Source organism: Paraburkholderia dilworthii, assembly GCF_000472525.1.
Taxonomy (GTDB): domain Bacteria; phylum Pseudomonadota; class Gammaproteobacteria; order Burkholderiales; family Burkholderiaceae; genus Paraburkholderia; species Paraburkholderia dilworthii.
On record NZ_AWZT01000043.1, the window covers coordinates 35,997 to 61,269 of the forward strand.

Here is a 25,273-nt window from a genome sequence, read left to right on the forward strand (position 1 = left end):
TGATGCGGGCGTGACGAATCCTAGTTGGACAGCGACAAATACGGCGAACTGAGCGGCGTCGGCGGGAACGGTTGCAGGCCGTTCTGTTTCGTGAAGCTGTAGCGCATATACACCGCGGCAAGCCACTCGCGATATTGGTAAGCATTGCCGAGCGAAGCGGTTGCGCCGAACGCCAGTTGCGGCGCGAGTTGATATTCACCCACTGCGCTCAGCGAATACGACACGCCGGTTTTGCTTTGCCCTGGGTACTGCGCGCCGCTATCGACGCTGCTGCCGATCAGCTTCGCCTGTCCGGCAGCCGCCGTTTGCAATCCGCCTGAGTCGCCAAGCGGGAAGTAATTCGACGCGTCCTGCCGGTAATGCTGCACGCCGATCGATCCCTTCACGTCATACGTGAAGGCGCCGTTGCGGCCGGTCCATTCGATCGGCAAATTCAGGATCACGTACTGTTGAGGACTGAAGTAGCCGCCCTGACCATACGTGAAGTACGACAGATTCTTGTCGTAGCCCATCAGCGTCGTGTTCACACCGACGGTGAACGTTTGATCAGCGTCTTTGAAGAGACGCGTGTAGATTCCGCCGCCACCCTTCCACGCGGTGTTTTTCACGACGTTGTGTCCATCGTAGTACTGGAACGCGGCGTTCACGTATAGACCGTTGGTGCCGTCATCCCATGCAAGACTCGCGAGACCGCCGGTCGATGTAACGCCGCCCCATTCGAGACCGGATGCCGCGTCGCGCGTGCCCGCATACGACAGCAGGCTATCGGTCACCGCGCGCCGCGCGACGGCGAGCGAGTACGACACCTTGTCGGTGATCCCGCCGTTGTACTGTCCGCCGCCCACTAGGTTCGTCTCGCGGAAGCCGATCGGCGTCACGCCGATATCGCCGGACAACTTGCGGCTTTCGTAGCCGACCGAGAGGCCCACGCCGCTCGCCGTCTGGCTGCCGTAGTTGTTGGTGCCCGCAACGGCCGCCGCTGCCGACGTGCTGTTCGATAGCCCCGCGCCGAAACGCGCGAGCGTCGAGACGTTGCCGGCCGCGGTGCCCGCATCGAGCGTGACCGGGGTCGCGGTCACGACGACATGGCCGTTGCCTGCCTTGATGCGGCCTTGTATCGGCGCTTCGATGTCGGTGAGCGTGGACAGGCCGTCCTCGCCGCTTCGATTGCGAAACACGAGGCCGCCCGAAATAGTGCTAGCCTGCTCGCGGTTGACCTGCGCCAGTTCCTCGGCCACGCCGAGCGTCTGCGTGTTGGCGACGTTCGGCTGCGCGTAGTTCGCGCCATTGCCGCCATTGCCGTTCATGCCCGGCTGTTGCGGGTAATACGCTTGCGCGTAGCCGGTGGGCGGCTGCGGAATGTACTGCTGTTGCTGGCCGTAATAGCCCTGATTGCCGTAAGCCTGCGGCTGCGGCGGATAGGGTTGATAGGGCTGAGGCTGATACGTCTGCTGGCCGTACGTCTGCTGCTGCGGATACGACTGATAAGGCTGTTGCGCGTAGCCTTGAGGTTGCTGCTGCTGCGGGTAGGCTTGCTGTCCGTAATACGGTTGTTGCTGTTGCTGCGCATAACCGGCCGCGTTGCGGCTGTTCTTCGACGTGCCTTGCTTTTTGCTCGCGGTGCGTTTGCCATTGGCCGCGGCCGCCATCGTCGAGCCATACGGCTGCGGTTGCATTGCGCCGACACTGGCCTGCGCCTGTCGTGCGGCGGGCGACATGGGCCACGGCGTCGGCGCATAGCTATCCGCCGCGCCGTACTGCTGCTGCGGATACGGCGCCTGCTGCGCCTGTTGCCCGTAAGCTGGGCTGTATTGCTGCTGCATCGGCGGCATAGGCTGCATCGGCGCCTGCGCCTGCCCTGCCTGGCTGCTTTGACCAGGGTAGGGCTGCAACGGCGCGCCGGACTCGCTTGAACCATAGCTGTCCTCGCCGTAGCCGCCTGCGTCGGCGCCCTGGCGCGGCGCGTTGTACGGCAGAGCGGCGGGCGCGTTGTTCGGCGCATAAGGCTGCGCATTGGGTTGCGCATAAGGCTGCGTACGGGACTGCGTATAAGGCTGCGCAGGCGCGGTATAAGGCGCGACGTACGGCGCGGGCTGCGTGGGCGGCGGATAGTTCGGCACGGTCTGTGTCGGCAGGGAGGACTGCGAGTACGGGACGGAAACGCGCGCGGCATTCGCAGAAGCATTGAAGCCGGGCGCGGCGTTATCGGCGTCGGTCGGCGCGAGCGTCGCGGTTTTTCCTTCGAAGGGATTGGTGCCGGGCAGCGGCGTCGCGCCGATACGGCGCATCGCCGTTTCCCAGCCGCGCGGCACATTGCTCGCCGCGCCAGCGCGCGGCGCATTCGCCATCAACGGCGTATTGGCGGCGACGAGCGAGCGTTGCAGGTACGTCGACGCGAGTGACAGCTTGCCTTCCGCGCGATACATGCGGCCGACGGTGGCAAGCACGCCCGGATCGTTGGGTGCCGCATTCAACGCCTGCTTTGCAAGCGATTCGGCGTAGCCGAACTGCTTCGCGCCGGACGCAGCGGAGATCGCCGCTTGCAGCAGGTTGAGATCGTCGGGCTTGCGCCGCAACGCCACGCGATAGCTTTCCAGCGCGTTGCGGTCGTCGCCGGCCGTCGCATACAGGCGGCCGAGCGCGGCCTGCAAATCAGGATTGTCCGGCATCGCCGCAAGCCACGGCGCGATCACGTCGTAGGCGCTCGCCAGATCGCCGCGCTGACGCACCGCGTCGCATTGTTTGATGACGATACCGAGGTTCAGATTGCCGAAGTCGGTGCGCTGCTGCGGCGTCAATTGCATCGACGCGAGCCGGCGCATCACCATGCCGAGCTCTGCTTGCTGCTGCGTCGCCGACAGAATGCCCGCGTATTGCAGCAGCAGATCGGTGTTGCCGGGCGCCGCGTTCATCGCGCCGCGCACCAGGCTGAGCGCGCGGTTGGAATCGCCGGCCTGCTGGTAAGCGGCCGCGATCACGCCGATCAGTTCCGGGCTGTTGCCCGCCACCGGCTCGGCGGCATGCAGCGTCGCGAGCGCCTGTTGGGTCTGACCGCTGCGCGCCATGCGCGTGGCGAGTTCCGCTTGCTGATGCACCCACAGCCTATGTTGCAATGCCGCCATCGCGTCGGTGCGTTGCGCGGCGGGAATGCGTTCGAGTTGCGCAAGACCGGCTGACCAGTCCTGCGTTTCCGCCGACAGCAACGCGCTCGCATAGAGCGCGTCGGTCATGTCGGGATGAGCGGCGAGCAGACCGTCCATCATGCTGCGGGCGTTCGCGACCGCGCCCTGGCGCACGTAGATGCGCGCGAGATCCAGCCGCAGCCACGGGTCGTCGGGCGTGTTGAGCAGCGCGTCTTCGAAAAGACTGCGCGCGCTACCGAGATCGCCGCGCGCTTCGGCCGCGCGCGCCTGCGCTGCTTGCGCTTCGCCGCGCAGACGGTTGATGCCGCCGGCCTTCGACTGTTGCTCCGTGTTCAGGCGATTGGCGAATTGCAATGCTTCGTCGCCGCGGCCTTGCGCGGCCAGCGCGCCGACGAGTCCGCGAATCGCGTCGGGGTTGTCGGCCTGGCGGCGCAGCGCCATCCGATACGCCTGTTCGGCGCCGGCCGCGTCGTGGTTCGCGAGCAGCATTTCGCCGAGCAGCACTTGCGCGGTGACATCCGAAGGATTCATCGCGATAGCGCGCTCGAACAGCGACTTCGCCTTCGCAAATTCACCATTGCTGCGCGCGCCGATCGCATCGCTCGTGTAGGTCCAGTAGGTCGCGCTGTCGAGCGCGGTTTTCCAGCGCGTCGGGTTGCCGTTGCGCGACGCGCGCTCCAGATAGTTGCGCGCTTCGGCAAAGTGCTCCTGCTTCAATGCGGCGATGCCCATGCCGCCAAGCGCGTCCGTGTCGTTCGGGCTATTGGCCAGCACCGACGAGAACTTCGCGCGCGCCGTGGCGGCGTCGTTGCGATCGAGCGCGGCGAAACCGTCGGCGACGGTGCGCCCGCGTGCGTCGACGCTGGCGTTTTCCTGTGCGCGCTCGCGCGCCGCCTTATCCTGCTGCACCATCGAATCGAAGCGCGCCTTGACCGCGGCGTCGTCGTTGGCGCTTTGCAGATAGGCTTGATACAGCGCGGAGTCAGACGGCCGCGCGTCGAGCCAAAGCAGCGCCTGACGCCAACTCTTTTTCGCTGACGCGCCCACGGTGCTGTCGCCCGCAAGCTTTTGCAACCGCGCAATACCGTCGCGGCGCGTGACGTCGCGATAGGTCAAATGCTGAGCGTAGGCGAGCGCGTAGTGCGGATCGTCGGGGTTGTCGCGCGCCAGTTGCTCGAGCCCGCGACGCGCCTGATCCCAGCCCTGCGGCGTCGCCGACAGCGCCTGGTAGTACTCGAGCTGCAACGCCGGCGTGGCGGGCTTTCCGGTCAATGCGCGCTGATATTCCTGCACCGCGCTTGCGCTCTGGCCGCTTTGCGCGAGCCGCCGCGCATCGTTCACGGTCTGGTCGCGCAGGCTCGACTCGCCGAGCCGCCGGCCGAGTTCATCGAGGCTCGGATAGTTCGGCGCGACCGCCTTCAAACGCGAAAGGTACTGTTGCGCGCCCGCGCCGTCCTTGCGGTCGGCGAGCACCATGCCCATGCCGAACAACGCGTCGGGCTGTTTCGGGTCGATCCGCAACACTTTCAGCCAGGCCTGCTCCGCGAGGTCGCCGCGCTGATGCGATTGCCAGTACTTGCCCTGGTCGATCAGCACGCCCATCGGATCTTTCGATGCCTGGCCCTGCGCCTGTGCCAACGCATCCGGCGCGGTTGCCGCCACGCAACAGGCGGCCGTGACGTTCAGCGCGAAGCGCAATGACAACGCGAGGGCGCTCAATCGCATGCGGTTCTCCAACTCGGCACGAGACGTCCGCTTTCGTCGAAGCGATAGCGCCCGTCGATAAAACCCGTGCCGAACAAGCCCAGCACTCTGTCGTAGTAAACCGGGTCGTGACCCGGCACATTCGCGTCGAGCGCGGCCAGATGCGTGTGCGCGAGGCCGAGGCCGTGCGCGTCGCCGAGCGCCTTGAAGTACGGCGCGAGCGCGGCCCAATAGCTGAGCGGGCCTTCGCCGCTTGCCGAGCCGTCGGTCGATGAAACTTTCTCGGGCGGAAAGCCGCTTTGCGCGACCTGGTTGCGCATGCCGCCGAGCGCCGCGAGCCACGGCTTTGCGAGCGGATCGGCGGACGAAGTCAGACCGGCCCACAGATAGACGCGGATCGCGTCATAGCTGCCGGTGTCGCCGTTTTTCGGATCGACCACAAACTGGCCGTCTTGCCACGCCGCCCAATCGGGCGCGAAGCCTTGTGGCGCGGTTGTCTTGACGAGCTTGTAGGCGCTCTCCGGGAGCTTCGTCCACGGACCGTTCGGCATCTCGTGGGCGAGCGCGCGCAGCACGGGCAACGGCAGGTAGCTTGGATTCAGACGCGTCACGCCGCCGTTTTTGAAGCCTTGTGGCCCCGGCAGCAGCATGGGGCCGACGCCCGGCAAACTGGTCATCTCATCGCGGGCGATGCGCGCCGCCAGCGCCTGGCCGAGCTGCGTATAACTCGCGTCATGCCACAGGCGCCCGGCTTGCAGCAGATCGTAGGCGATCCACAAATCGGAGTCGGACGCGGAATTCGGATCGAGCACGCCGTACGAGCCGTCCGCTTTTCTGCCCCATTGCCATGACGGCAAGCGCACGTTTTGCGGATCGAACTGATTGCCGGCGAGATTGGTGCGGGTCCAGTTCAGAAGCCGGTCGAAAGTGGCGCGGTCGTTCGCGACGAGCGCGAAGAAGAGGCCATATGACTGGCCTTCGGAGGTGGTCTGCTGTGCCGGCGTCGAGTAGTCGATCACGCGGCCGTCGGCCTGCACGAAGCGCTCGACGAAAGCGCGATAGCCGTCCCAGTCGCCGCACGCGCCAGGCGCGGCTGCATTCTGCGCGATCTTGACCACCTTTGCGCAGCCCGCCGATGCGGCAAGTCCCAGCGTCAGCGAGAGCGCCACTGCTACGCCTCGTTTCCTGTTGATTCGAGCCCGCATGTCAGTCCTGTTAGTCCTTCAAACGGCGCGCCGCGACCGAGCGCAGCATCCGGTAGAACAGCGCCGCGATGATCAGCGCCGCGAGCACGCCGGCCAGCATCAGCAATAGCGGATGCGACGACAGCGCCCAACGCAAATACTCCTGCGGCGACAAATGGCCGACATAGTACGCGTCGCCGTTCGACGTGATCGTGACGGTGCGGCCGTGGATCACGGCCATCGCGCCTTGAATCTGCGGCAGCACGTCGGCGTCGAGCAGGGCGGCCGACAGATCGGCGTCCGACTGGCCGGCCGCGCTCACGAGAGCCACCGCGCTACGGGTTTTTTTCAGCGGCGATTCGAAGCCGCTCAGGAGCGCGTCGCCGTTCGAACTCACGAGTGTGAGGTCGGCGCGCGCGGGCAGGCGTTCGACGCCGCGTTCGCCATGCCACCAGTCCTCCAGCTTGAAGACGATGTCGGACAGCTGGAAGGTGCGCGAGTCGCCATCGCTCGAGAAGGGCATCGACTTGGCCCAGCGTTGCAAGAGCGGCTGCTTGCCCGGCGCGCCGAAGATCAGCAGGTCCTTGTCGGCGTATTTGTCGATGTCGTCAGCGGTGCCTACTGTCACGCCCGCCACCGGATAGCCGGTCGATGCGCCCATGCGTCCCATCGTCAGCAGATACAGGCTGTAGTCGCTCGAATCGGCGTCGTTGGGCAGGATCACCGCGGTTTCCGACAGGTCCGCCATGCGCGTAAACGGAAAGCCGCTGTTCGCGAACGCTGCGAGGTCGGGCAGCGCCATGTAATGCGGAAACGACGACAGATCGATCGTCGAATTCGGATCGACCGCGCCGATCACGTTCTCCAGCAGACGGCCGTGACATTCTCCGGTATCCGGAATGTCGTAATAGAAGTGCAGACGCAGTTGCGCGCGCGGCGTCAGCAACAGCGGCGGAATATGCAACGTGCGGCGAGCCTCGGCCGTCTTGTCGGGCAGCACGCGCGCAAAGTAACGGCTCAGTTCGAACACCGAGCTCGATTCGGCGGGAATCGGCAGCGCCTGCACGAAGCCGTTGTTCACGCTCACGTTCAGCGACGAGCGGTCGCGCTGCGGCCGCACCGTGTAGCGGTAGCGCAGGTCGATCGGCGCGCCCTTCGTGTGCCACATGAACAGATCGGGCGGCACGCGCAGATTCACGTGCACGGCGTCGGCGTCGTAGCCGGATACCGTCAGGTCGCGCGCGTCGGCGAGCTCGCCAAAACGCACCGGACGATGGGTCGGCAGCCAGTTCGGCGCGTCGTACGGTGCGCGCTTCGCCAGGTCGGTGAGCCGCGCAATGGTCACGCTCTGACCGGTCAGCGTGTTCTGCCCTATGCCGAGCGCGCGCGCGGCGACCTTCAGTTCGGCGTCGGTGCGTCCGAGCACCAGCAGCAGCTTGCCGCGCGCCGGCGCATCACGGTCGACCACGGCGATGGTCGGGCCGGAAATTGCTGGAATCGTGACGCCGGTTGGGCGTTGGTCGTCGGTGGCGAACACGACCGCGTTGCCCGACAGCGGCACATTGTCCTGCTGCGCGGGAAAGAGCGCCCCGCGATAGCCGGCGAGCGCGCCGAACCACGAGGCCACGATGCCGCCGGCTTCGAGCGTGCCGGCGGTCGGCTTCTGCGGAAAGACGAACGGCAGTTCGAGGCGGCGCACGTCGCGTCGGTCGAAGAACGGCTGGGGCAAAGCAGCCAGATCCGGCTTGCTGGCGAGCGACGCATACGTGAGATCGAGCGAGCTCGCATTGCTGACGGTGGCCCACAGCGACGAATTCGCCGGGTCTTCGCAGTTCGTCGTGTAATGGCCGATCAACTGCACGTTCAGGTGATTGAATTCGGTGACGAAGCGCGGATCGATCGACACATCGCGTGCGACCAGCATGCCGGCCTGTTCGCGCGGCACGGGCAATGTCGCCGCGACCTCGCCGTTCACCAGCACCTTGAGTTGCGAGATGTTCGGCAGCAGAGCGGGCGAGTAGCTATAGATCAGATGCAGGATCGCGCCTGTTACCACCTCGTCGCCGCGCACGGAGAACGCGACGCCGTTCTGGCCGTCGGTGCCGCGCAGTTGCAGCGGATCGAGCGCGCCCAGGTCGGCGAACGTGAGCGTCTGGCGGCGGCCGCCCGGCACTAGCGTGCCGGGCTCGGCCGTGGTCGGCGTCTTGACGCGGAGCGCTTTTACGGCGGACGCGGCGAGCGCAGGCGTCGGCGTGGCCAACGGTGCTTGCGCGATCATCGTCGGATCGTAGGGCACGGCGGGGCTCGGCGCAGAGCCGTTGCCGTTGCCGGTGGCCGCATGCGTGGCCATGTTTGCGGCCGCAGTTGCCGACGGCGCTGCCTGCGTCTTTGGCGCGGCTTGTGTGCGTGGCGCGGCGGTGTCGGCTGCGTCGGTCTTCTCGAGCGTGTTCATCGCAACGCCGCCCGACGCCGCAGCGGCGGCTTCGGCCACCGACGCGAGCGGTGCCGCCAGCGCGGTCTGCAACGCGAGCCAGCACGCGACGCTGCGCATCAGCCGTGAAGAGCGAGGGCGTTGCGTCTCGTCGTGCGGCTGCAAGCCTGTGTCACTGCGCGTCTCGTTGCGCTCGTGAATCGAGCGTTCGATGCTTTTCTTCGCCATCCAGTTGCGCATAGATCAGTCTTTGGTCTTTAGCTTCTTGACGTCCACCGGACGGCTTTTCATCGAGCTTCGCAGGTCGTTGTAAAGGTGCTCGAAGAGGCCCGCGATGCCGCGTGCGCCGACCGTCAGCACGTGCGAGAGGCCGCGCAACGGCGTGTCCTGCTGGCGTCCTTCGGCCCAGCCGGTCCAGGCGTCGGCGCGTGCAAACGTGGTCTTGACGAACTCGTATTCCTGCTCGCGGGTCATCGCGGAGAAGCGCAGGCCCACGCGGCCAGGCGCCGTGAAACCAACCGTCGCCGGGAACGTGTATTCCTCATCGCCGCGAAAGAGCGACACGGTGACGCGCTCGTGCATCGGCACCTGAATGGCGGCGGGCAGCGCGACGCCCACGCCGCCTTCCGAGTAGTCGATCGTTTTGCATGCGAGCGTGCGGCCCGTCGAGAACTTGAGCATCACGGGCATTTCCATCGCCACGCGGTGCACCGCGCGAATCTGCCGCCGTTCGCTCGCGGCGGCCACGCTCGCGCCGAGAATCAGCATGTTGTACGTGGTCCAGCCGAGGTTCAGCACGGTGGTCTGCACGACGCTGCGCGTATGCCAGTTCAGATAGATATGCACGACGCCCACGCAGAAGCCGATCAGGTTCAGCAGCAGCAGGAACAGATACGGCCGCGAGATCGCCCAGTCGAAGTAGTTCTTCTCGATCTGGCCGCCCTTGGCCGTCACGTTGAACTTGCCGAGCTTCGGGTTGATGAGCGCGAGCAAGGTGGGCGCGGTAATGTACGACGCCAGCACCGATTCATACACCTCGGCCCAGAACGAATGGCGAAACGAGCGCTGCATGCGCGAATTGGTGATGCTCGCGTGCATCATGTGCGGCAGCGCATAGATTGCGATGGTGCTCGCGGCGGCCTCGATCACGTGCGCGCCGAAGAACAGATACGACAGCGGCGCTGTGAGGAACACAAGACGCGGGATGCCGTAGAAGAAGTGCATCATCGCGTTCAGATAGCAAAGCCGCTGGCCGAACTTGAGGCCTTTCCCGGTGAGCGGATTGTCGATCCGGAAGATTTGCGTCATGCCGCGCGCCCAGCGGATTCGCTGGCCGATGTGGCCTGACAGGCTTTCGGTCGCGAGCCCCGCGGCTTGCGGAATCGCCAGATAGGCAGTGGTGTAGCCGAGGCGGTGCAGCTTTAGCGCCGTGTGTGCGTCTTCGGTGACGGTTTCGACAGCGATGCCGCCGATTTCTTCCACCATCGTCCGGCGTAAGAGCGCGCAAGAACCGCAGAAGAAGGTCGCGTTCCACAGATCGTTGCCGTCCTGCACGAGTCCGTAGAACAACTCGCCTTCGTTCGGCACTTTGCGGAACGTGCCGAGATTGCGCTCGAACGGATCGGCGGAGAAGAAGTGGTGCGGCGTTTGCAGCATCGACAGCAGCTTGTCGCGCAGGAACCAGCCGAGGCCGATCTGCAGGAACGAGCGGGTCGGAATGTGATCGCAGTCGAAAATGGCGAGGTATTCGCCCTGCGTGATCTTCAGCGCCTCGTTGATGTTGCCGGCCTTCGCGTGACGATTGTGCGTGCGGATCGTCCAGTTGACGCCGACTTCCTCGCAGAACGCCTTGAACTCGGGACGGCGGCCGTCGTCGAGCACGTGGATGGACAGTTTCTCGGCCGGATAGTCGAGCGCGAGCGCTGCGTAGATGGTCGGCTTGACCACTGAAAGCGGCTCGTTATAGGTGGGAATTAAGACGTCGACGGTCGGCCATTCGTCGCGCGAGGCCGGCAGCGGCATCGGCTTGCGCTTGAGCGGCCACGCGGTCTGAAAGTAGCCGAGCAGCAGCACGAGCGTCGAATAGACTTCGGCCGACACGAGCAGCAGACCCCATGCGGCGTCGAGCGGATGCTCCCAGTAAGTCGTCGACGTGAGGCGCCAATACATATAGCGGCCCGACGTGACCACCGAGAGCATGATCATCACCATCGTCGCGTAACGGCCTTGCAGACGGCGAAACAGCAGCGCGGTGATGAAGCAGCAGGTGGCAAAGGTCAACTGCTCATAGAAAGCGAGCGGCACCGTGAACACGAAGTACAGCATCACGAGCGCGAGCAGCGTGACGAGACCGGTGACGATGCGGCTGTTCCAGAAGCGTGCGTCGACGAAACCTTCGAGCCGCGACGGTTCTAGCGCTTCGATGCCCTCGGACTGAGGTGTGCTCATGCGACATTCCTTGGCGAGACAGCAATCGCATCGAGCGCCGACATGAGCCAGGTGCCGCAGGCGCGGAGGTCGGCGGCGGCCTGGCTGAGCGGATCGTAGTGAATGAGCGTGGTGTCGCAGGCGAGCGCTTCGCTCACGCCTTCGTCGAGATGGATCACGCCTGGAAAGAGCTTCTCGCCCAGCATCTGGCGCAGCACTTTAAGCACGTCCTTGGTCAACTGGCGCGACTGGTCGATCTGGTTCACCACGTAGCCGACGCCGCCGAATTCGGCGCGCGGCGTCGCGTAGGTGTCGATCAGCCGCTCCATCTGCGGGATCGCCGCGTAAGAAGCGGCATCGGCGAGCACCACGTTCAGCGCGAAGCTGGCCGCGCACAATGCAGCGCGCACATAAGCGGACGAACCCGGCGGCGTGTCGACGACCACGATGTCGGAGGCATCGAGCCGCAAGGTCCGCAACGCGTGCGCGAGCCACAGCGGGTCCTGGTCGACATGCGCCTCGAAGCGGCGGCGGTCGTCTTCGAGCACTGCGCCGTAGGGCAGCACGGTCACGCCGTCGACGCCGTCGAACATGACCGACTGCCATGCGTCGCCCGTCAACGTGGCGCGCGAAAGGCCGTCGATGCTGTCGAGCGGCACGCCGAAGTGCAGGCGCAGCGCGTTCTGCGGATCGAGGTCGAGCGCGATCACGCGTCGCCCGCCCGCGGCCAGCACGGACGCGAGATTCGCGGCGAGGGTCGTCTTGCCGACGCCGCCCTTGGCGGACACTACCGCGATGACTTTCATGAGCGACGAGGGCCGTTGACGAGCCACGAGTGGGGGGCGGCGTGTCCGGCGGCGCCCGCTGACGCGGCGGCGGTGCCGCGCAAGCGATCGAATAGCGATTGCAGCGGGACGGGTTGCGTGACGGGCGCGGACGTGCGCGGCGGCGCAGGTGGTACTTGCGGGGCGAACAGTTTGCCGAGGATCGACGTCGGTTGTTGCGCGGGCGTGGCCGTGGCCGTGGGCGCAGGCGTGACGTGCTCCGTGGGCATGGCGGGGCGCGCGGGCGTGGACGTCGGCGTGACCTGATGCGTCGCGGCGGCGCCCGGCGGGATGCGGACAGTTGTCGGTGCTTGCGCCCGTGCCGTGGCAGCGGCGGGCGTTCGCGCCTCGACTACGGGCGCTATGCTCGCAGCAGCAATAGCCGACGCAGTAGGTGTCGCTGGCGGCACCGTAGCGCCGACCTTCCCAGCCGCATTGTCCGTTTCAACCGCACCGAAGCGCGATGCGCCGCGCGGCATGGCCGGCGGCGGCGCCGCAACGGCAACTGGCGGAATGTCACGCCGATGCGAGCGCGTGAAAAGCGGCGCCTTCGCCCGCGTAACAGAGGCGGCGTCTTTGGGTGCGGCGATGTCCTGACGTTCGCCGGTCACCGAGGCGGCCTCGTCGGCCACCGCTTGAGGTTTTGCCAGCGCGCGCTGCCCGATGGCGGGAATCGGCGGCTGTTTAAGATCGAGCGTCACCAGCAGCGGCCAGCGCGTGCGCGCGGAGTGCGCCTCGTTCTCGCGGCCGATCTCCTGGTACGCATTGGCGTCTCCGCCGAAATGATCGAATAATTTTTCGATGTCGCTTGATGAACTCATGATGCCGCCATTCTTTTCGTGACTTGCGTTGCCCGGTCCCGACCTTCGGTCGCGGCGCAAAACCAATGCCCAACCAGGCCGTCTGTTGCTCGCGCGCACTGGTCGTGCGCGCAGTTCGATCCTGCTTCCTGTTCTCGCATCACGCCGCATGACGGCCGAGACGGAACTCGAGCGCCGTATCGTCCGCATACTCGCTGGTTTGGGCGACCGACAAACCCTGCGCGCCAAGCGCGCTCAACCACGTCTGATACGCGCCCTCGAGAAACGCCGGGGTCCAGGCGAGCGCGTCGTTGCCGAATGCCGGCAGCGGCGCGCAGTAATGGACGATGCGCAGCGACTCGGCCTCGTCCGCCAGTTCGACGTATCCCCAATCGATTTCCTGCCAGCGCGCATTCAAGGTCCGCGCGAGATCCGCGGTCGAATCGCAAGCGGGCAGTGGATGGGCGGCGGCAAAGCGGCTGCCCACGCGGTGCATCAGTTGACGCAGTTCATCGCGGCCGATTTGCGCCTCGAACTCCGAGGCCAAGGCGCTAAGCATGCCTCGCCATTGCGGCGACATCTGGCGTTCGAGCAGGTAATCGAGAATTGGAGGCATGTGTTCTGGAAAAAGGCCGTCGATGCGAGCCGGGTCAAACAGACGCCGAGGGCCCGGGTGCAGGAAAGGTGCTCGTGTAAATCGGGCGTTGTCCGGGCGAAGGCTAATTTTTACCGGATTACCAGGCGCTGCCGCACACTTCGGAGCAGTCTACTTAAGACATTAACATTTAGCCACTTTCGGTCAGCTGTCCGATACATGCGCCCCTTTCCTGCGGGCAAATTTGCAACACTTGCGTCGGCCTAGGGGTCGCGGGCGCTCCAGCGAGCCCTTCGACGTTCCAATCAGAAGCGGGCTCCTGTTTAACGGCCGTATCCATCGTTGTTTGAGCTTTATTCTTCGTACGTGCCTGTTGCACTGGGCGGCCGCCGCCTTACAGGTCACTAGTAACCGGAATTAATTTCCGGAGCCTACGGTATCATCGCGAAGCCCGCCCACCGCTGTAAGCGAAAACGCATATGCCGCGTCAATCGGCGCGTCCCGCGTTGTTCGCTCGATGCGGGACATGTATTTATTGCCGAATCTTCCCGAAGGGCTAAATATTCATCAGACTTTTGCCGATATTCATGGATAGAGTGACCGGACCCGCCTGCTAGCCATCCCATGCTCCTCACTTCGCCGCAGCACTCCTCCGATGCCGGCCTGCGCAAGCGCTTTCACCAGCGCTCGCTGGAACATCAGCGTCCGCTGTCGACCGTGACAATGGCGTTCACGGTCGTCGCGTTTCTCTGTCTCGTGGTGGCGCGCGGCTTCACCGATGCACCGGCGCAGCCGCTCGCCTACCGGCTTGGCTGCGCGCTCGTGCTGGCTCTGCTGGTGCTGGCGATTCCGCATGCGAAGTCGACGTGGACCTTCGGCGCGATTGGCGTTGCATTCTCGCTCGCGCTGGTAGGCGGGCTCGCGCTGAACGTTGCCGGCGTGCAGCAACCGCTGCTGTGGACGCTGCCGGCGATGGTCGTGATCCCGGTTTGCGCCGCGCCGTTGTGGCTCACGCCGACGCATTTTTTCGTCGGCAGCGCGCTTTTCTATGCAACGGCGATCGCGATGCTGCTAGGCGCGCCGCGCACGTCCGATGTCGATATCGTCGTGTGGATGTGGGTCGCGGCGATTGGCTTGCCGACCTCCGTCGTGTTTCATTTCGGCTTCTACTCGTTCCGGCGCAATCACTTTCTGCTCGAGGACCAGTTGGCTCAACTGGCAGCCACCGATCCGCTGACCGGGCTGCAAAACCGCCGCGCGTTCGTTGCCCAGGCGGAGCGGCGTCTTGCCGACGGGGCGCAGAGCGGGCAGGTGAGCGCGATCTTTCTCGACATCGACAACTTCAAGTCTCTGAACGACGGGTTCGGTCATGCGGTAGGCGACCTTGCATTGCGCGAGGTCGCACAAGTGCTGCTGGACGGAACAGCGGCGACCGACAGCGTGAGCCGGATCGGCGGCGAGGAATTCGCCGTGCTGCTGTGCGACGGCCTTAGCGGCGCGCTGCGCCTTGCCGAGCGGCTGCGCAGCGCGATTGCCGCAATCGAGCGCCCGGACGGTAATCTGACTGCAAGTTTCGGCGTGGCCGAGCATCGCGGCGGCGAAAACATCATGGTGCTGCTCGACCGCGCCGATGAAGCTTTGCTGCGCGCCAAGCATTCCGGCAGAAACCGCGTGTGTGCGGAGCGCCCGCTGCCCGACGCGCCGCTGCAACTGCTGATCGAGGACGCCTGCGGCGCGGCTCGCGCGACCGGCTCGCGACATAGGTGGGAAGACTATTACCTGACCTCGCATTTTCAGCCGCTCTTCAGCCTCTCGCATCAGAAGCAGGTCGGATTCGAGGCGCTGTTGCGCGGCGAACTCGACGACGGCACGCTGCTGCCGCCCGCGGTGCTGTTCGCGCCCAAGCCGTCCAGCGACGAAGGCGTGCTCGACCGCGCGAGCCACGCCGTGCATCTGGCCAACGCGCGCGCGTCGCTGCCCGCGGACGGCTGGCTGTTCCTCAACATTCTGCCGGCCACGTTCGTCGCCGAGGGTTATGCCGATGAACTCGCCGCGATTGTTCGAAGGGTAGGGCTCGTCACCGAACAGGTGATTCTGGAGATTCTGGAATCGCACGGCGGCAGTGTCGACGAGATGTCGCGCGCGGCGGCCTTGTACCGCGAACACGGTTTCCTGATCGCTGTCGATGACTTCGGCGCCGGCCAATCGAACCTCGACCGGCTGCTGCGCATCCGTCCGGACATCGTCAAGCTCGACGGTGAACTGATACGCGCGACGGGGCACGGCACCGAACAGCCGATCTTGCCGAAGCTGGTGTCGCTGTTGCATCAGGCGGGCATGCTGGTCGTGGTGGAAGGGGTGGAAACAACCGAGGAGCTGATTCTCGCGGTCGAATCGAACGTGGACTTCGCGCAAGGCTATCTGCTCGGGCGGCCCGCAGCGCAGATTGCGCCGCCAGGCTCGGTGCATCTGCGAATCGACGATGCATTCGACGTGATCGCGCAGGGCCGCGCGCATCAGCATGCGTTGTTCGAATCGGTGGTCGAGCCGTACCGCGTCGCGTTGCGCGAGGCTGCGGATGCATTGCGTGCGGGCCTCAAGATGAATCGCGCGTTCGCCTCTCTCGCGACGTTCGAGCGTTGCGTGAGCTGCTTCATTCTCGACGCCTGCGGACGCCAGGTGGGTCCCGAAGTGCCGGGGCCGGCGTGGAGCATGGAAGGCGCGTCGCTGCATCCGGTGGCCAATCCCCGGGACGCGCGCTGGGATCATCGGCCCTACTATCGCAATGCGGTTCTGTTGCCGGGTGTGGCAATCGCCAGCAATCCTTATCTTTCGCTTGCAAGCGGCAGACCGTGTATTGCGGTGACGCTGGCCGTGCAGTTCGCAGATGAGCGTTCGGTGATTGGCGTCGAACTGGATTGGTCGGCGCAAGGGTTGCCGTGGCCGGCGGGGGAATGAGGCTTCGGGCCGTGATGTTGACGCGCCTTGGCGCCTCGGCTTTACTCTTTGGGCGTATTTCTGTATTTCTGTATTTCTGTATTTCTGTATTTCTGTATTTCTAATACCCGCCCTTCGCCCCTGCCCCCGCCTGCACATTCCCCTTATACGAACTCGCCAGATCCGCCGCCGCGCGGCTTAGCAAACCGGTATCCGTCCCGACCGCCACAAACGTAGCGCCCGCTGCGAGATATTCTTCGGCGATTGTCCGATCCGGCGCGAGCACGCCCGCCGCCTTACCCGCGCGCCGCACGCTTTCGATGCCGCCGCGAATCGCCTCGCGCACGCTGGCATCGCCCGGCTTTCCAAGCAGGCCCATCGACGCGCTCAAATCAGCGGGGCCGAAAAAGACACCATCGACGCCGTCCACCGCGGCGATCGCCGGCAAGTTCTGCATGCCTTGCATGCTCTCGACCTGCACGAGCACACACAGTTGGTCAGCGGCCTTGTTCAGATAGTCGGGTATGCGATTCCAGCGCGAAGCGCGCGCCAATGCGCTACCCACGCCGCGAATGCCCTGAGGCGGATAACGCGTTGCCGCAACGGCGTCAGCGGCCTGTTCGGCGGTGTCGATCATCGGCAGCAACAGAGTCTGCGCGCCGATGTCGAGCAACTGTTTGATCAACGCGCTATCGCTTCGCACCGGGCGCACCACCGGATGCGACGCATAAGCCGCCACCGCCTGCAATTGCGCAAGTGTGCTGCGCACGTCGTTCGGCGCGTGCTCGTTGTCGATCAGCAGCCAGTCGAAACCGGCTGTGGCGAGCAATTCGGTCACGTACGCGTCGGCAAGCGCGGCCCAAAGGCCGAATTGCGGCGTACTTTCGCGCAGTGCGCGTTTAAATGTGTTCTGTGGCACGGACATGTGTGTACTCAAATGAAGTTCAGGCCGATGCCGCCGAGCGGACCATAGTCGACGTGAAAAGTGTCGCCGGCCTTGGCGGTAATCGGGCTCGTGAACGAACCGCTGAGGATCACGTCGTTTGCGTTGAGCATTTCATCGTAAGGGGCGATCTTGTTGGCGAGCCATGCAACGCCCGTAGCCGGGTGATTCAATACGGCCGCCGCGAGTCCGCTTTCTTCGACGGCGCCGTTCTTGTAAAGCAACGCGCCGACCCACCGCAGATCCACGTCCATCGGACGAATGGGCCGTCCGCCCAGCACGATGCCCGCATTGGCCGCGAAGTCGGAGATCGTGTCGTAGACCTTGCGCGGCGCACGCGTCTCACGATCGAATTGCTCGATGCGCGCGTCGATAATCTCCACAGCTGGCGTGACGTAAGCGGTTGCATCGAGCACATCGAAGAGCGTGACACCTGGGCCCTTGAGCGGCTTGCTCAACACGAACGCCAATTCGACTTCCACGCGCGGCGCAATGAAGCGGTCTGCGCGAATGTCCTGACCGTTTTCGATAAACATGCTGTCGAGTAGCGGCGCATAGTCCGGCTCGTCGATCTGCGACGAACGCTGCATCGCGCGTGACGTGAGGCCGATCTTGCGCCCCTTGATCACGTGTCCCTCGGCGAGCTTGAGCTTGACCCATTCGCGCTGGATCGCGTAACCGTCTTCGACGGTCATGTGCGGATAGGCCGCGGAAAAGTGGCGCAATTGCGTGCGGGTTTTCTCCGCGTTATCGAGTTGCGCGGCGAGCTCGCGAATAGTTTGCTGGTCTAGCATGATGGGTTCTCTTTGAGCCGATGCGGGCTGCTTGCGGCTTTTTTTTGGCTGGTTCCGGGTCGCTATTGCGCTTTGAGCCGCGCATGCAGGTTGTTGTGCTTCCATGTACCGGCTTCGCTGAATTCGTTGATTTCCAGCGACAACGCGAGCCCGCTCTGTTCGAATTCATCGGCGAAGTGCTGCTTGATGAGTTCGAACAATGCGTCGCCGGTTGCCTTCTTGATGAGATCCGAACGGCCCGCGGCAATCTTCAGGTTCGCATGCAGAAATGCTGCGTCGGCGCGTCCATCGGCAATGCAATAGTGTTCACAGCGCAGCGCGCGTACGCGAATGCCGCCGAGCGGATAGACACGCACTTCGTTATCGCGCTGTGCGGCGAGGCATTGAGCGAGCGTATTGCACAGACGGCCGATACTTTCTGCGTCAGCGAGATTCGCGCTGTACTCGAGTGTCAAATGCGGCACGGTAGACTCCTTCGATCGATCTCAGGCGGGCAGTTCAGTGACCGGGAAAATCGCATTGATCTGCCCGGTTCCCGAACTGCCGAAATATGGCGTGACGACTTCCACTTTGCCGTCATAGCGGTCCCAGCCGAGCGCGCCTAGCAGCATCGCCGTATCGTGCATGCCGCCTTCACCCCAACATTTCTCGCTATAAAGCGGCAGCATTTCACAGAAGGTTTTCCAGTCACCGGCCTCCCATAAGTCGACCACTCTGCGGTCCATCTGTTCGAGAAAGGGACTCCAGACCTTGTGCATAAACTGCTCGGCCGTGCCGTTGTTGGCAAAGTGGTGACTGAGCGAACCGCTCGCGAGAATCGCCACAGTGCCGTCATAACGCTCTTCGATCGCCTTGCGCACCGCTACGCCAAAGCGCGCGCTCGTTTCAAGGTCGTGCCACATGCACCAGCCCGCTACCGACACCGCCTTGAAATGCTGATCGCCGTTCATATAGCGCATCGGCACCAGCGTGCCGTATTCGAGTTCGAGTGTGGTCTCGCTATGCGCGCGGCTTTTCACGCCCATTTCGTTCGCGACTTCCGCCATCAGATTGCCGAGCCCGACATTGCCGGGATACGCATACGGCATGTTCTTGATAAAATGAGGCAGTTCATTGCTCGTGTAAACGCCTTCGAATTTCGGCGCGCAATTGATGTGGTACTCGCTATTGACGAGCCAGTGCACGTCGAATACGACGATCGTGTCCACGCCCAGTTCGCGGCAACGCCGGCCGATTTCATGATGGCCGTCGATCGCGGGCTGACGGCAGCCTTTATGCGGACCGTCGAGCTCGGACAGATATAACGACGGCACGTGTGTCACTTTTGCTGCCAGCGCGAGCTTGCCCATCGCGGTCTCCTTGGTCTATGTCGCGAGACGCAGTTGCGTCTCACGCGTGAAATGCCGGCGTGTCAGACGCCCCAGCGCGGAATGTGATGGGAACCCAGCGACACGCACACGTTCTTCGGTTCGAGGAACACTTCGTAGCTCCATGTCCCGCCTTCGCGACCAACGCCCGATGCCTTCGTGCCGCCGAACGGCTGGCGCAGATCGCGCACGTTCTGGCTGTTGACGAAGCACATACCGGCTTCGACGGCGGCCGCCACGCGATGCGCGCGCCCCGTGTTCTCGGTCCAGATGTAGCTGGACAAGCCGTAGGCGATATCGTTTGCGAGCCTGATCGCGTCGGCTTCGTCGTCGAATGGGATCAGGCATGCGACCGGGCCGAAGATCTCTTCCTGCGCGATACGCATGCCGTTATCGACATCGACGAATACCGTGGGCTTCACGAAGTTGCCTTTGCACATGGAGTCGGGCAGCTCAGGCATGTCCAGCCCGCCGCATGCGAGCGTTGCGCCTTCTTTCGGCCCGAGCTCGATATAGCTGCGCACTTTCGCGAGATGTCCCTGGCTGATCATCGGTCCGACGATTGTGCTATCGGAAAGCGGATCGCCCACCGTCAGGCGCTTTGCACGTTCGATAAAGCGCTCGGCGAACGTTGCGTAGATCGACTTCTGCACGAGAATGCGCGAACCGGCGGTACAGCGTTCGCCGTTGTTGGAGAAGATCATGAAGACGGCGGCATCCAGCGCGCGTTCGAAATCGGCATCGTCGAAAATCACGAATGGCGACTTGCCGCCCAGTTCCATCGAGAACTTCTTGAGCCCTGCGGTCTGCACGATGCGGTTGCCGGTCGCAGTCGATCCGGTGAACGAGATTGCGTGCACGTCCGGATGCGCGACGAGCGGCTCGCCGGTCTCCTTGCCGAAGCCGTGCACGACGTTTAGCACGCCAGCGGGAATCCCCGCTTCCAGCGCGAGATTGCCGAGCATCGACGCGGTAAGCGGCGACAACTCGCTCATCTTCAGAACGGCTGTATTGCCGAACGCGAGGCAGGGCGCGACTTTCCACGTGGCCGTCATAAACGGTACATTCCACGGCGAAATCAGCGCGCACACGCCGACCGGATGAAACAGCGTGTAGTTCAGATGCGTGTTGGTGGGGTATGTATGGCCGTCCACGCGCGTGCACATCTCGGCGAAGTAACTGAAATTGTCGGCCGCGCGCGGCACGAGTTGCTTGCGCGTCTGAGAAATGGTCTGGCCTGTATCTTTTGTTTCGGCTTCCGAAATATCTGGAACATTCTTCGCGATCAGTTCACCGAGCTTGCGAACCAGCCTTGCGCGTTCCGCGGCGGGCTTGCCGGCCCACGCTGGAAACGCTTCTTTTGCCGCTCGCACCGCGGCGTCGACTTCTTGCTCACCACCGCGTGCGACTTCGGCGAGTACTTCCTGCGTCGCCGGATTGACCGTTTCAAAGTAGTCTTTCGCGGCACCCGTCTTGCCGTTGATAAGATGTTCGATTCGCATTGCGTAGTCCCTTACTTTTTTACTGCCGCTCAGGCGCGGTTGAAGTCCGCGTCGGATGCAATCGTATTGACGAGACGGCCCAAGCCGTCGATTTCGCACGCCACTTCATCGCCCGCATTCACGTTGACGATGCCCTCCGGCGTGCCGGTCAGAATCACGTCGCCTGGCGCGAGCGTCATGAAGCTGCTCAGATATTCGATCAATGCGGGAATATCGGTCACGAGATCGCGTATATTGCCGTGCTGTTGCAGCGTGCCGTTGACGAACGTGCGCAATTCCAGTTGCGCCACGTCTTCAATGTCGGCTGCATCGACGAACCAGGGGCCGAGCACCGTGCCTCCGTCGCGATTCTTCACGCGCAAGTTGGGGCGATAGTAGTTTTCCAGGTAGTCGCGGATCGCATAGTCGTTGGCGATCATGTAGCCGGCCACGTGCTGCATTGCGTTTTCGCGCGTCGCGTTGCGCGCGGTTTGCCCGATTACGACAGCGAGCTCGCACTCGTAGTGCATGAAGGTGACATCGGCCGGGCGGCGCGTGAAGCCGCGATGACCGAGAACCGTGCCCGGTCCCTTGAGGAATACGAGCGGCTCTTCCTGCTTGCCGAACTGCAATTCCTTTGCGTGGTCGGCGTAATTCAAACCGAGCGCGAAGATAGTACCGACATCAACGGGTGCGAGCCACACGACCTCGTCTTCGCGGCACACGCGTCCGTCGGCAAGGACGACGCCCTGCGCGTGCGGACAGGCTTCGTGAACCGCGCCTGCATACGCTACACGGCCGCGCATCATTGCTGTTCTCCCTGTGTTTGCGTCGAACCGACGAACGACACGTGAAGCGGTGGCAGCGCTCCGACCGACAACGTCGCCGTGTCGCCGATATGCGCGATGGGCGAGCCGTGCGGCACGCCCAGGGTGATCACGTCGCCTGCGGCGAGCGTCATGAAGTCCGTGACATCGGCGAGTAGCTGCGCCACATGACGTATCGACGAGGCGGTGTTCGCCGCGAACGTCTGCGCACCGTTAAGCGTGACTTCGATTGCAAGTTCGTCCGGGTTCGCGACGTGCCGCGCCGCGACAACGGCGGGACCGATGACGCAGAAATCGTCGCGCGCACGAAAGCGCACCGACGGTCTGTACACGCTCGCATGCGGTACGCTGAGATCGGCCACAATTGTGTAACCCGCAATGTAGCCGAACGCGTGTTCCGCGCGCACGCGCGTTGCGGTGCGCCCGATCACGATGCCAAGCGACGCGCCTACTTCGACACCCAATGTATCGTCAGGTATGACGACTTTCGCGCGATGCCCCGCGAGCGTGTTGCGCGGCTTCAGGTAAAGGACCGGCGCTTTCGGCGGCGACCCGTAGGGGGCGGCGTGCACTGCATCGCCCAGCGCGTCTAGCGCGGCACGGTCATTGAGCAGTGTTCCATAGACCGCGCCGCAAACCGGCGGACGGCAAGCAACGCCACGCGCGAGCAGCGCCGCGGCGGCGTGCGCATCCACATCGCGAGGCAACGCGTCGCCCTCCGGATGTAGCAGATGATCGGCAAGTGCAAACATAACCAGACTGTGCCTCCCGATGGATACTTGGCATAAACACTAACATGTTAGTAGTATTGCGCTTGATATGATCCAGGGTCAATAGCCAGTCGGCTGATTGCGGGTTTTCCCTTAAGCTTCGACGGCTGCTTTCAATCATCGTCCACTATGTCTTCTTCCACACGAGTCTTGCACCGCAATCTCCCGATGCTGTTGCTGCGCGCCAGAGAAAAAATGATGGAGCGCTTTCGTCCATTGATTACGGCGCATGGTTTGACCGAGCAACAATGGCGCGTGATACGCGCGCTCAATGAGCACGGCCCGATGGAGCCGCGTCATATCTCCGACATCTGCACGATTTCGAGCCCTAGCATGGCGGGCGTGCTCGCGCGCATGGAGAGCATGGAACTCGTGACGAAGGAGCGTTTCGCCGAAGATCAGCGCCGCGTGCTGGTGTCGCTAACCGACACGAGCGTGGAGCTGGTGCGCGTGATCTCAAAGGATCTGGAGGCGCACTATCGCGAGCTCGAGCGCAAGGTGGGGCCGGAGATCGTCGAGCGGGTCTATCGCGCCGTCGACGATCTTCTGGCGGGTCTGGAGGAAGAAGACGACTGACAGTGGCAGCGCGCGAGCGGTGTTGCTCACCAGCCGTGAAAACGCATCCACGGCACGCTTTGGCCGTCCGGCGCGACGGCGTAGTACTCGGGGAACTGCGCGCCGGTCGCGCATGCGTGGTTCGGCAGAACGCGCAGTTTCATGCCGATTGGAAAGCGCTGTGCAATGTCATTGTTATCTTCGTGCGCGCCTTTTTCCGTGGAAGAAAGAATGCCGTGTTCCTGATTCGCGCCGCTAACAACATAGCCGGCGAGCGGCGTGCCGTTGATCAGACACGGTTGGCCGTAGCCAAAATCGTGCGCCTGCCTGGACGTGCCGCGGTCGCGGCTCAGGGCCATCCATCCCGCGTCGAGAATGGCCCAGCCCTTGTCTTCCTGATGACCGATCACGGTGGCGAGCACGCTTAACGCGATGTCGTCGAGCGCGCACACGCCGACGTTGTGCATGACGAGATCGAAGAATACGTAGACGCCGGCGCGTACTTCCGTCACGCCATCCAGTTGCGTGGCGGCGAGCGCCGTCGGTGTGGAACCGACACTGACCTCCGGGCAGGGAATGCCGGCGTTTCTCAGGCGCTGCGCTGCGCGAACGCAGCCAGCGCGCTCCTGTTCCGCCAGCGCGGCGAGCGCTTCTGTCGTGTCGAGTTCGTAACTGGAGCCCGCGTGCGTCATCACACCGCCGACCGTCATGCCGTTCTCATGCAGGATTCTGCCGACGTCGAGCAAGTTCTCATGCCCAGGCGTGATGCCGGAACGGTGTCCGTCAGTGTCCACTTCGATCCACACTTCGAACGTCGCGCCGTGCTGATCGCCAAACGCGGCGATTGCGGCTGCCGCGGTGGGGTTGTCCACCACCAGCTTCAGATTGCAGCCCTGGCGGCGTAGCGCCAACGCTCGCGGCAGTTTCGAAGGCGCAATGCTGACCGCGTAAAGAATATCGTCGACACCGGCGGCATGAAACGCTTCGGCTTCTTTCAGCGTCGATACCGTAATGCCGCGCGCGCCGGCCGCGATTTGCGCGCGCACCACGTCGATACATTTGGTGGTTTTCACATGCGGACGGAACGCGACGCCGAGCGCGTTCATATGGGCCTGCATACGCGCGATGTTCTTCTGCATGCGTGCGATGTCGATCAAGGCCGCGGGCGTGTCGATCTGTTCGAGTTTCATGCTTTCACCGGGAATTGAGCGGGTTCGGAGGCTGTGAGTTGCGGCGCGAAAATGCGGTGGCACGGCAGGCTTCAATTATAAGGTTGCATTGATGCGCACAACTTCAACTGCGCAAAATCATAGATTCAGTTTCGAGACTGACGATAATTTCCTTTGTTGAGGCACAAGTTCTGAGAACGTCTGTTGCGTTTGGTTCAGCAACTGCGTTGTTCGCACATGGCCTCGGGTTGTCCGTGGTGTGCACTTCCGCAATCGCTGCTGCTTTGGGAAAGCGCATGGCGTGACGTGCCGCTCGCAGCCTGGCCGCGCGATGCGCTCGCCGCCATCCGGCTGTGCTTTGGCGAGGCAAAGCCGCGCGCGCAGCGCGGCGGTGATCCGGCGGCCCGGTGCAGGTTGCTGGCCGGCAGGCGCACGCTCAAAAAAACGCAGGTTGTGCAGCATCAGCAGGAACTAGCCGGGACGCTGGCATTGACGCACGTCAATCTGAATTTTCCGCATGCTTCTTCTGGCTATTCCTGCGCGAACCTTGCGTTGGTCTGATACCGGCATGGCGCTCGCCTCGTCATAATCAGCAGGGAAGTACAGCAACGAACGGTCAGGGCAATGAGCCACACATACGGCGGGAACCGGGTAGAGCGGGGGAAGGGGAGCGGGCCCTATGCCGACGCATCTGCGCTGCATCGAACGGGCACCGTCGGGCGCTCGCGCAAAGGCGCGGCACGGATCGGGAACTGGTCGAGTGTTACCAGCGCGAGCCGCCCTACATGTGCGAACTTGCCGCCGAATTGGCACAGGCGCATCCCAGGACCGGACACCGCCTCGGCATGAGGGGAGACGGGATCGTGAGCACGTATGTCCAGCGGTCGATCGAGTCGTTCGCCCTGACGGCTGCACGTTCGCAGATGCGCATCGACCGCATGACCGCAACTATGTGACGCTGCTGCCCTCGTTGCGGGTTGCACGATTCTTCCCCGACCCTGAAGCCACGCTCAATCCGCAGGGTCAGCCATTGTCGCGATGGCACGTGTGGCATTTTCTGATGGAGATTCACTGATGGCCTGGAACACGCAGACCCGCGCGCTGGAGGTGACNGGTGACGCGCTGCCGCAACACTACGGGCAGCCGGTCTTCGTGGCCACGCGCCTGCGCGGGACCGAGAAGCTCGGACGGCTNTACNACTACGAGGTGGATGTCTCGACCATCGAGGCAAACGGCCTGTACGTATCTGCCATGCACGAGGTGGTGGACGTGAACCGGCTGGTCGGCAAGAAGATCACGGTGAAGATCGCGCTCGAAGGTGG

The 25,273-nt window shown here is 63.8% G+C and carries 18 protein-coding genes; 3 read left to right on the top strand and 15 right to left on the bottom strand.

The genetic code is table 11. From position 1 onward, the window contains the following. Positions 1-20: 20 nt before the first annotated feature. The 7 genes from F759_RS0127860 to bcsD form a co-directional block, all read right to left on the bottom strand. Positions 21-4,868 (bottom strand): cellulose synthase subunit BcsC-related outer membrane protein, encoded by a 4,848-nt coding sequence (locus F759_RS0127860; RefSeq protein ID WP_027802754.1) that lies wholly within the window; start codon positions 4,866-4,868, stop codon positions 21-23. Continuing rightward, a complete protein-coding gene (gene bcsZ / locus F759_RS0127865) occupies positions 4,859-6,052 on the bottom strand; it encodes a cellulose synthase complex periplasmic endoglucanase BcsZ (protein WP_027802755.1) in 1,194 nt (397 codons plus the stop codon). Before bcsZ ends, F759_RS0127860 begins: the two co-directional genes overlap by 10 nt. A gap of 10 nt (positions 6,053-6,062) precedes the next feature. Next, on the bottom strand, positions 6,063-8,702 hold the full coding sequence (gene bcsB, locus F759_RS0127870; protein ID WP_027802756.1) for a cellulose biosynthesis cyclic di-GMP-binding regulatory protein BcsB: 2,640 nt from the start codon (positions 8,700-8,702) through the stop codon (positions 6,063-6,065). A gap of 3 nt (positions 8,703-8,705) precedes the next feature. Continuing rightward, entirely contained in the window at positions 8,706-10,910 is a 2,205-nt protein-coding gene (gene bcsA, locus F759_RS0127875) for a UDP-forming cellulose synthase catalytic subunit (RefSeq protein ID WP_027802757.1), read from the bottom strand. Next, on the bottom strand, positions 10,907-11,695 hold the full coding sequence (gene bcsQ / locus F759_RS0127880; protein WP_027802758.1) for a cellulose biosynthesis protein BcsQ: 789 nt from the start codon (positions 11,693-11,695) through the stop codon (positions 10,907-10,909). The genes bcsA and bcsQ overlap by 4 nt, the downstream gene beginning before the upstream one ends. Beyond that, complete coding sequence (gene bcsP, locus F759_RS0127885) at positions 11,692-12,534, bottom strand: cellulose biosynthesis protein BcsP (RefSeq protein ID WP_027802759.1); 843 nt, start codon at positions 12,532-12,534, stop codon at positions 11,692-11,694. The genes bcsQ and bcsP overlap by 4 nt, the downstream gene beginning before the upstream one ends. A 139-nt stretch (positions 12,535-12,673) precedes the next feature. Then, the gene (gene bcsD, locus F759_RS0127890; RefSeq protein WP_027802760.1) at positions 12,674-13,129 is read right to left on the bottom strand and encodes a cellulose biosynthesis protein BcsD; all 456 of its coding nucleotides are present in this window, start codon (positions 13,127-13,129) and stop codon (positions 12,674-12,676) included. Between the two features lie 603 nt (positions 13,130-13,732). Between bcsD and F759_RS0127895 the strand changes: the two genes are divergently transcribed. Beyond that, positions 13,733-16,066: a bifunctional diguanylate cyclase/phosphodiesterase gene (locus F759_RS0127895; protein ID WP_027802761.1), complete on the top strand. Its 2,334-nt coding sequence runs from the start codon at positions 13,733-13,735 to the stop codon at positions 16,064-16,066. A 100-nt stretch (positions 16,067-16,166) separates the two neighbouring features. On the opposite strand, the gene hpaI is transcribed toward F759_RS0127895, so the two are convergent. From hpaI to F759_RS0127930, 7 genes are all read right to left on the bottom strand, one after another. Further along, the gene (gene hpaI / locus F759_RS0127900; RefSeq protein ID WP_027802762.1) at positions 16,167-16,970 is read right to left on the bottom strand and encodes a 4-hydroxy-2-oxoheptanedioate aldolase; all 804 of its coding nucleotides are present in this window, start codon (positions 16,968-16,970) and stop codon (positions 16,167-16,169) included. 8 nt (positions 16,971-16,978) lie between these two features. Beyond that, entirely contained in the window at positions 16,979-17,782 is an 804-nt protein-coding gene (gene hpaH, locus F759_RS0127905) for a 2-oxo-hept-4-ene-1,7-dioate hydratase (protein WP_027802763.1), read from the bottom strand. A 62-nt stretch (positions 17,783-17,844) separates the two neighbouring features. Further along, the gene (locus F759_RS0127910; RefSeq protein ID WP_027802764.1) at positions 17,845-18,246 is read right to left on the bottom strand and encodes a 5-carboxymethyl-2-hydroxymuconate Delta-isomerase; all 402 of its coding nucleotides are present in this window, start codon (positions 18,244-18,246) and stop codon (positions 17,845-17,847) included. 21 nt (positions 18,247-18,267) lie between these two features. Further along, entirely contained in the window at positions 18,268-19,131 is an 864-nt protein-coding gene (hpaD, locus tag F759_RS0127915; protein WP_027802765.1) for a 3,4-dihydroxyphenylacetate 2,3-dioxygenase, read from the bottom strand. A 62-nt stretch (positions 19,132-19,193) separates the two neighbouring features. Next, entirely contained in the window at positions 19,194-20,651 is a 1,458-nt protein-coding gene (hpaE, locus tag F759_RS0127920) for a 5-carboxymethyl-2-hydroxymuconate semialdehyde dehydrogenase (protein WP_027802766.1), read from the bottom strand. A 29-nt stretch (positions 20,652-20,680) separates the two neighbouring features. After that, positions 20,681-21,439, bottom strand: a complete 759-nt coding sequence (locus F759_RS0127925) for a fumarylacetoacetate hydrolase family protein (protein WP_027802767.1) — start codon at positions 21,437-21,439, stop codon at positions 20,681-20,683. Continuing rightward, on the bottom strand, positions 21,436-22,209 hold the full coding sequence (locus F759_RS0127930) for a fumarylacetoacetate hydrolase family protein (RefSeq protein WP_027802768.1): 774 nt from the start codon (positions 22,207-22,209) through the stop codon (positions 21,436-21,438). Before F759_RS0127930 ends, F759_RS0127925 begins: the two co-directional genes overlap by 4 nt. A 186-nt stretch (positions 22,210-22,395) precedes the next feature. Here F759_RS0127930 and hpaR point away from each other — a divergent pair, with 186 nt between their 5' ends. Continuing rightward, positions 22,396-22,803 (top strand): homoprotocatechuate degradation operon regulator HpaR, encoded by a 408-nt coding sequence (gene hpaR / locus F759_RS0127935; RefSeq protein ID WP_020068300.1) that lies wholly within the window; start codon positions 22,396-22,398, stop codon positions 22,801-22,803. A 26-nt stretch (positions 22,804-22,829) separates the two neighbouring features. Here hpaR and F759_RS0127940 read toward each other — a convergent pair whose 3' ends face one another. Beyond that, positions 22,830-23,972, bottom strand: coding sequence for a DSD1 family PLP-dependent enzyme (locus F759_RS0127940; protein ID WP_027802770.1), 1,143 nt, complete (start codon positions 23,970-23,972; stop codon positions 22,830-22,832). A 386-nt stretch (positions 23,973-24,358) separates the two neighbouring features. Between F759_RS0127940 and F759_RS45235 the strand changes: the two genes are divergently transcribed. Next, positions 24,359-24,907, top strand: coding sequence for a type VI secretion system baseplate subunit TssF (locus F759_RS45235; RefSeq protein WP_161633336.1), 549 nt, complete (start codon positions 24,359-24,361; stop codon positions 24,905-24,907). Positions 24,908-25,273 lie beyond the last annotated feature (366 nt).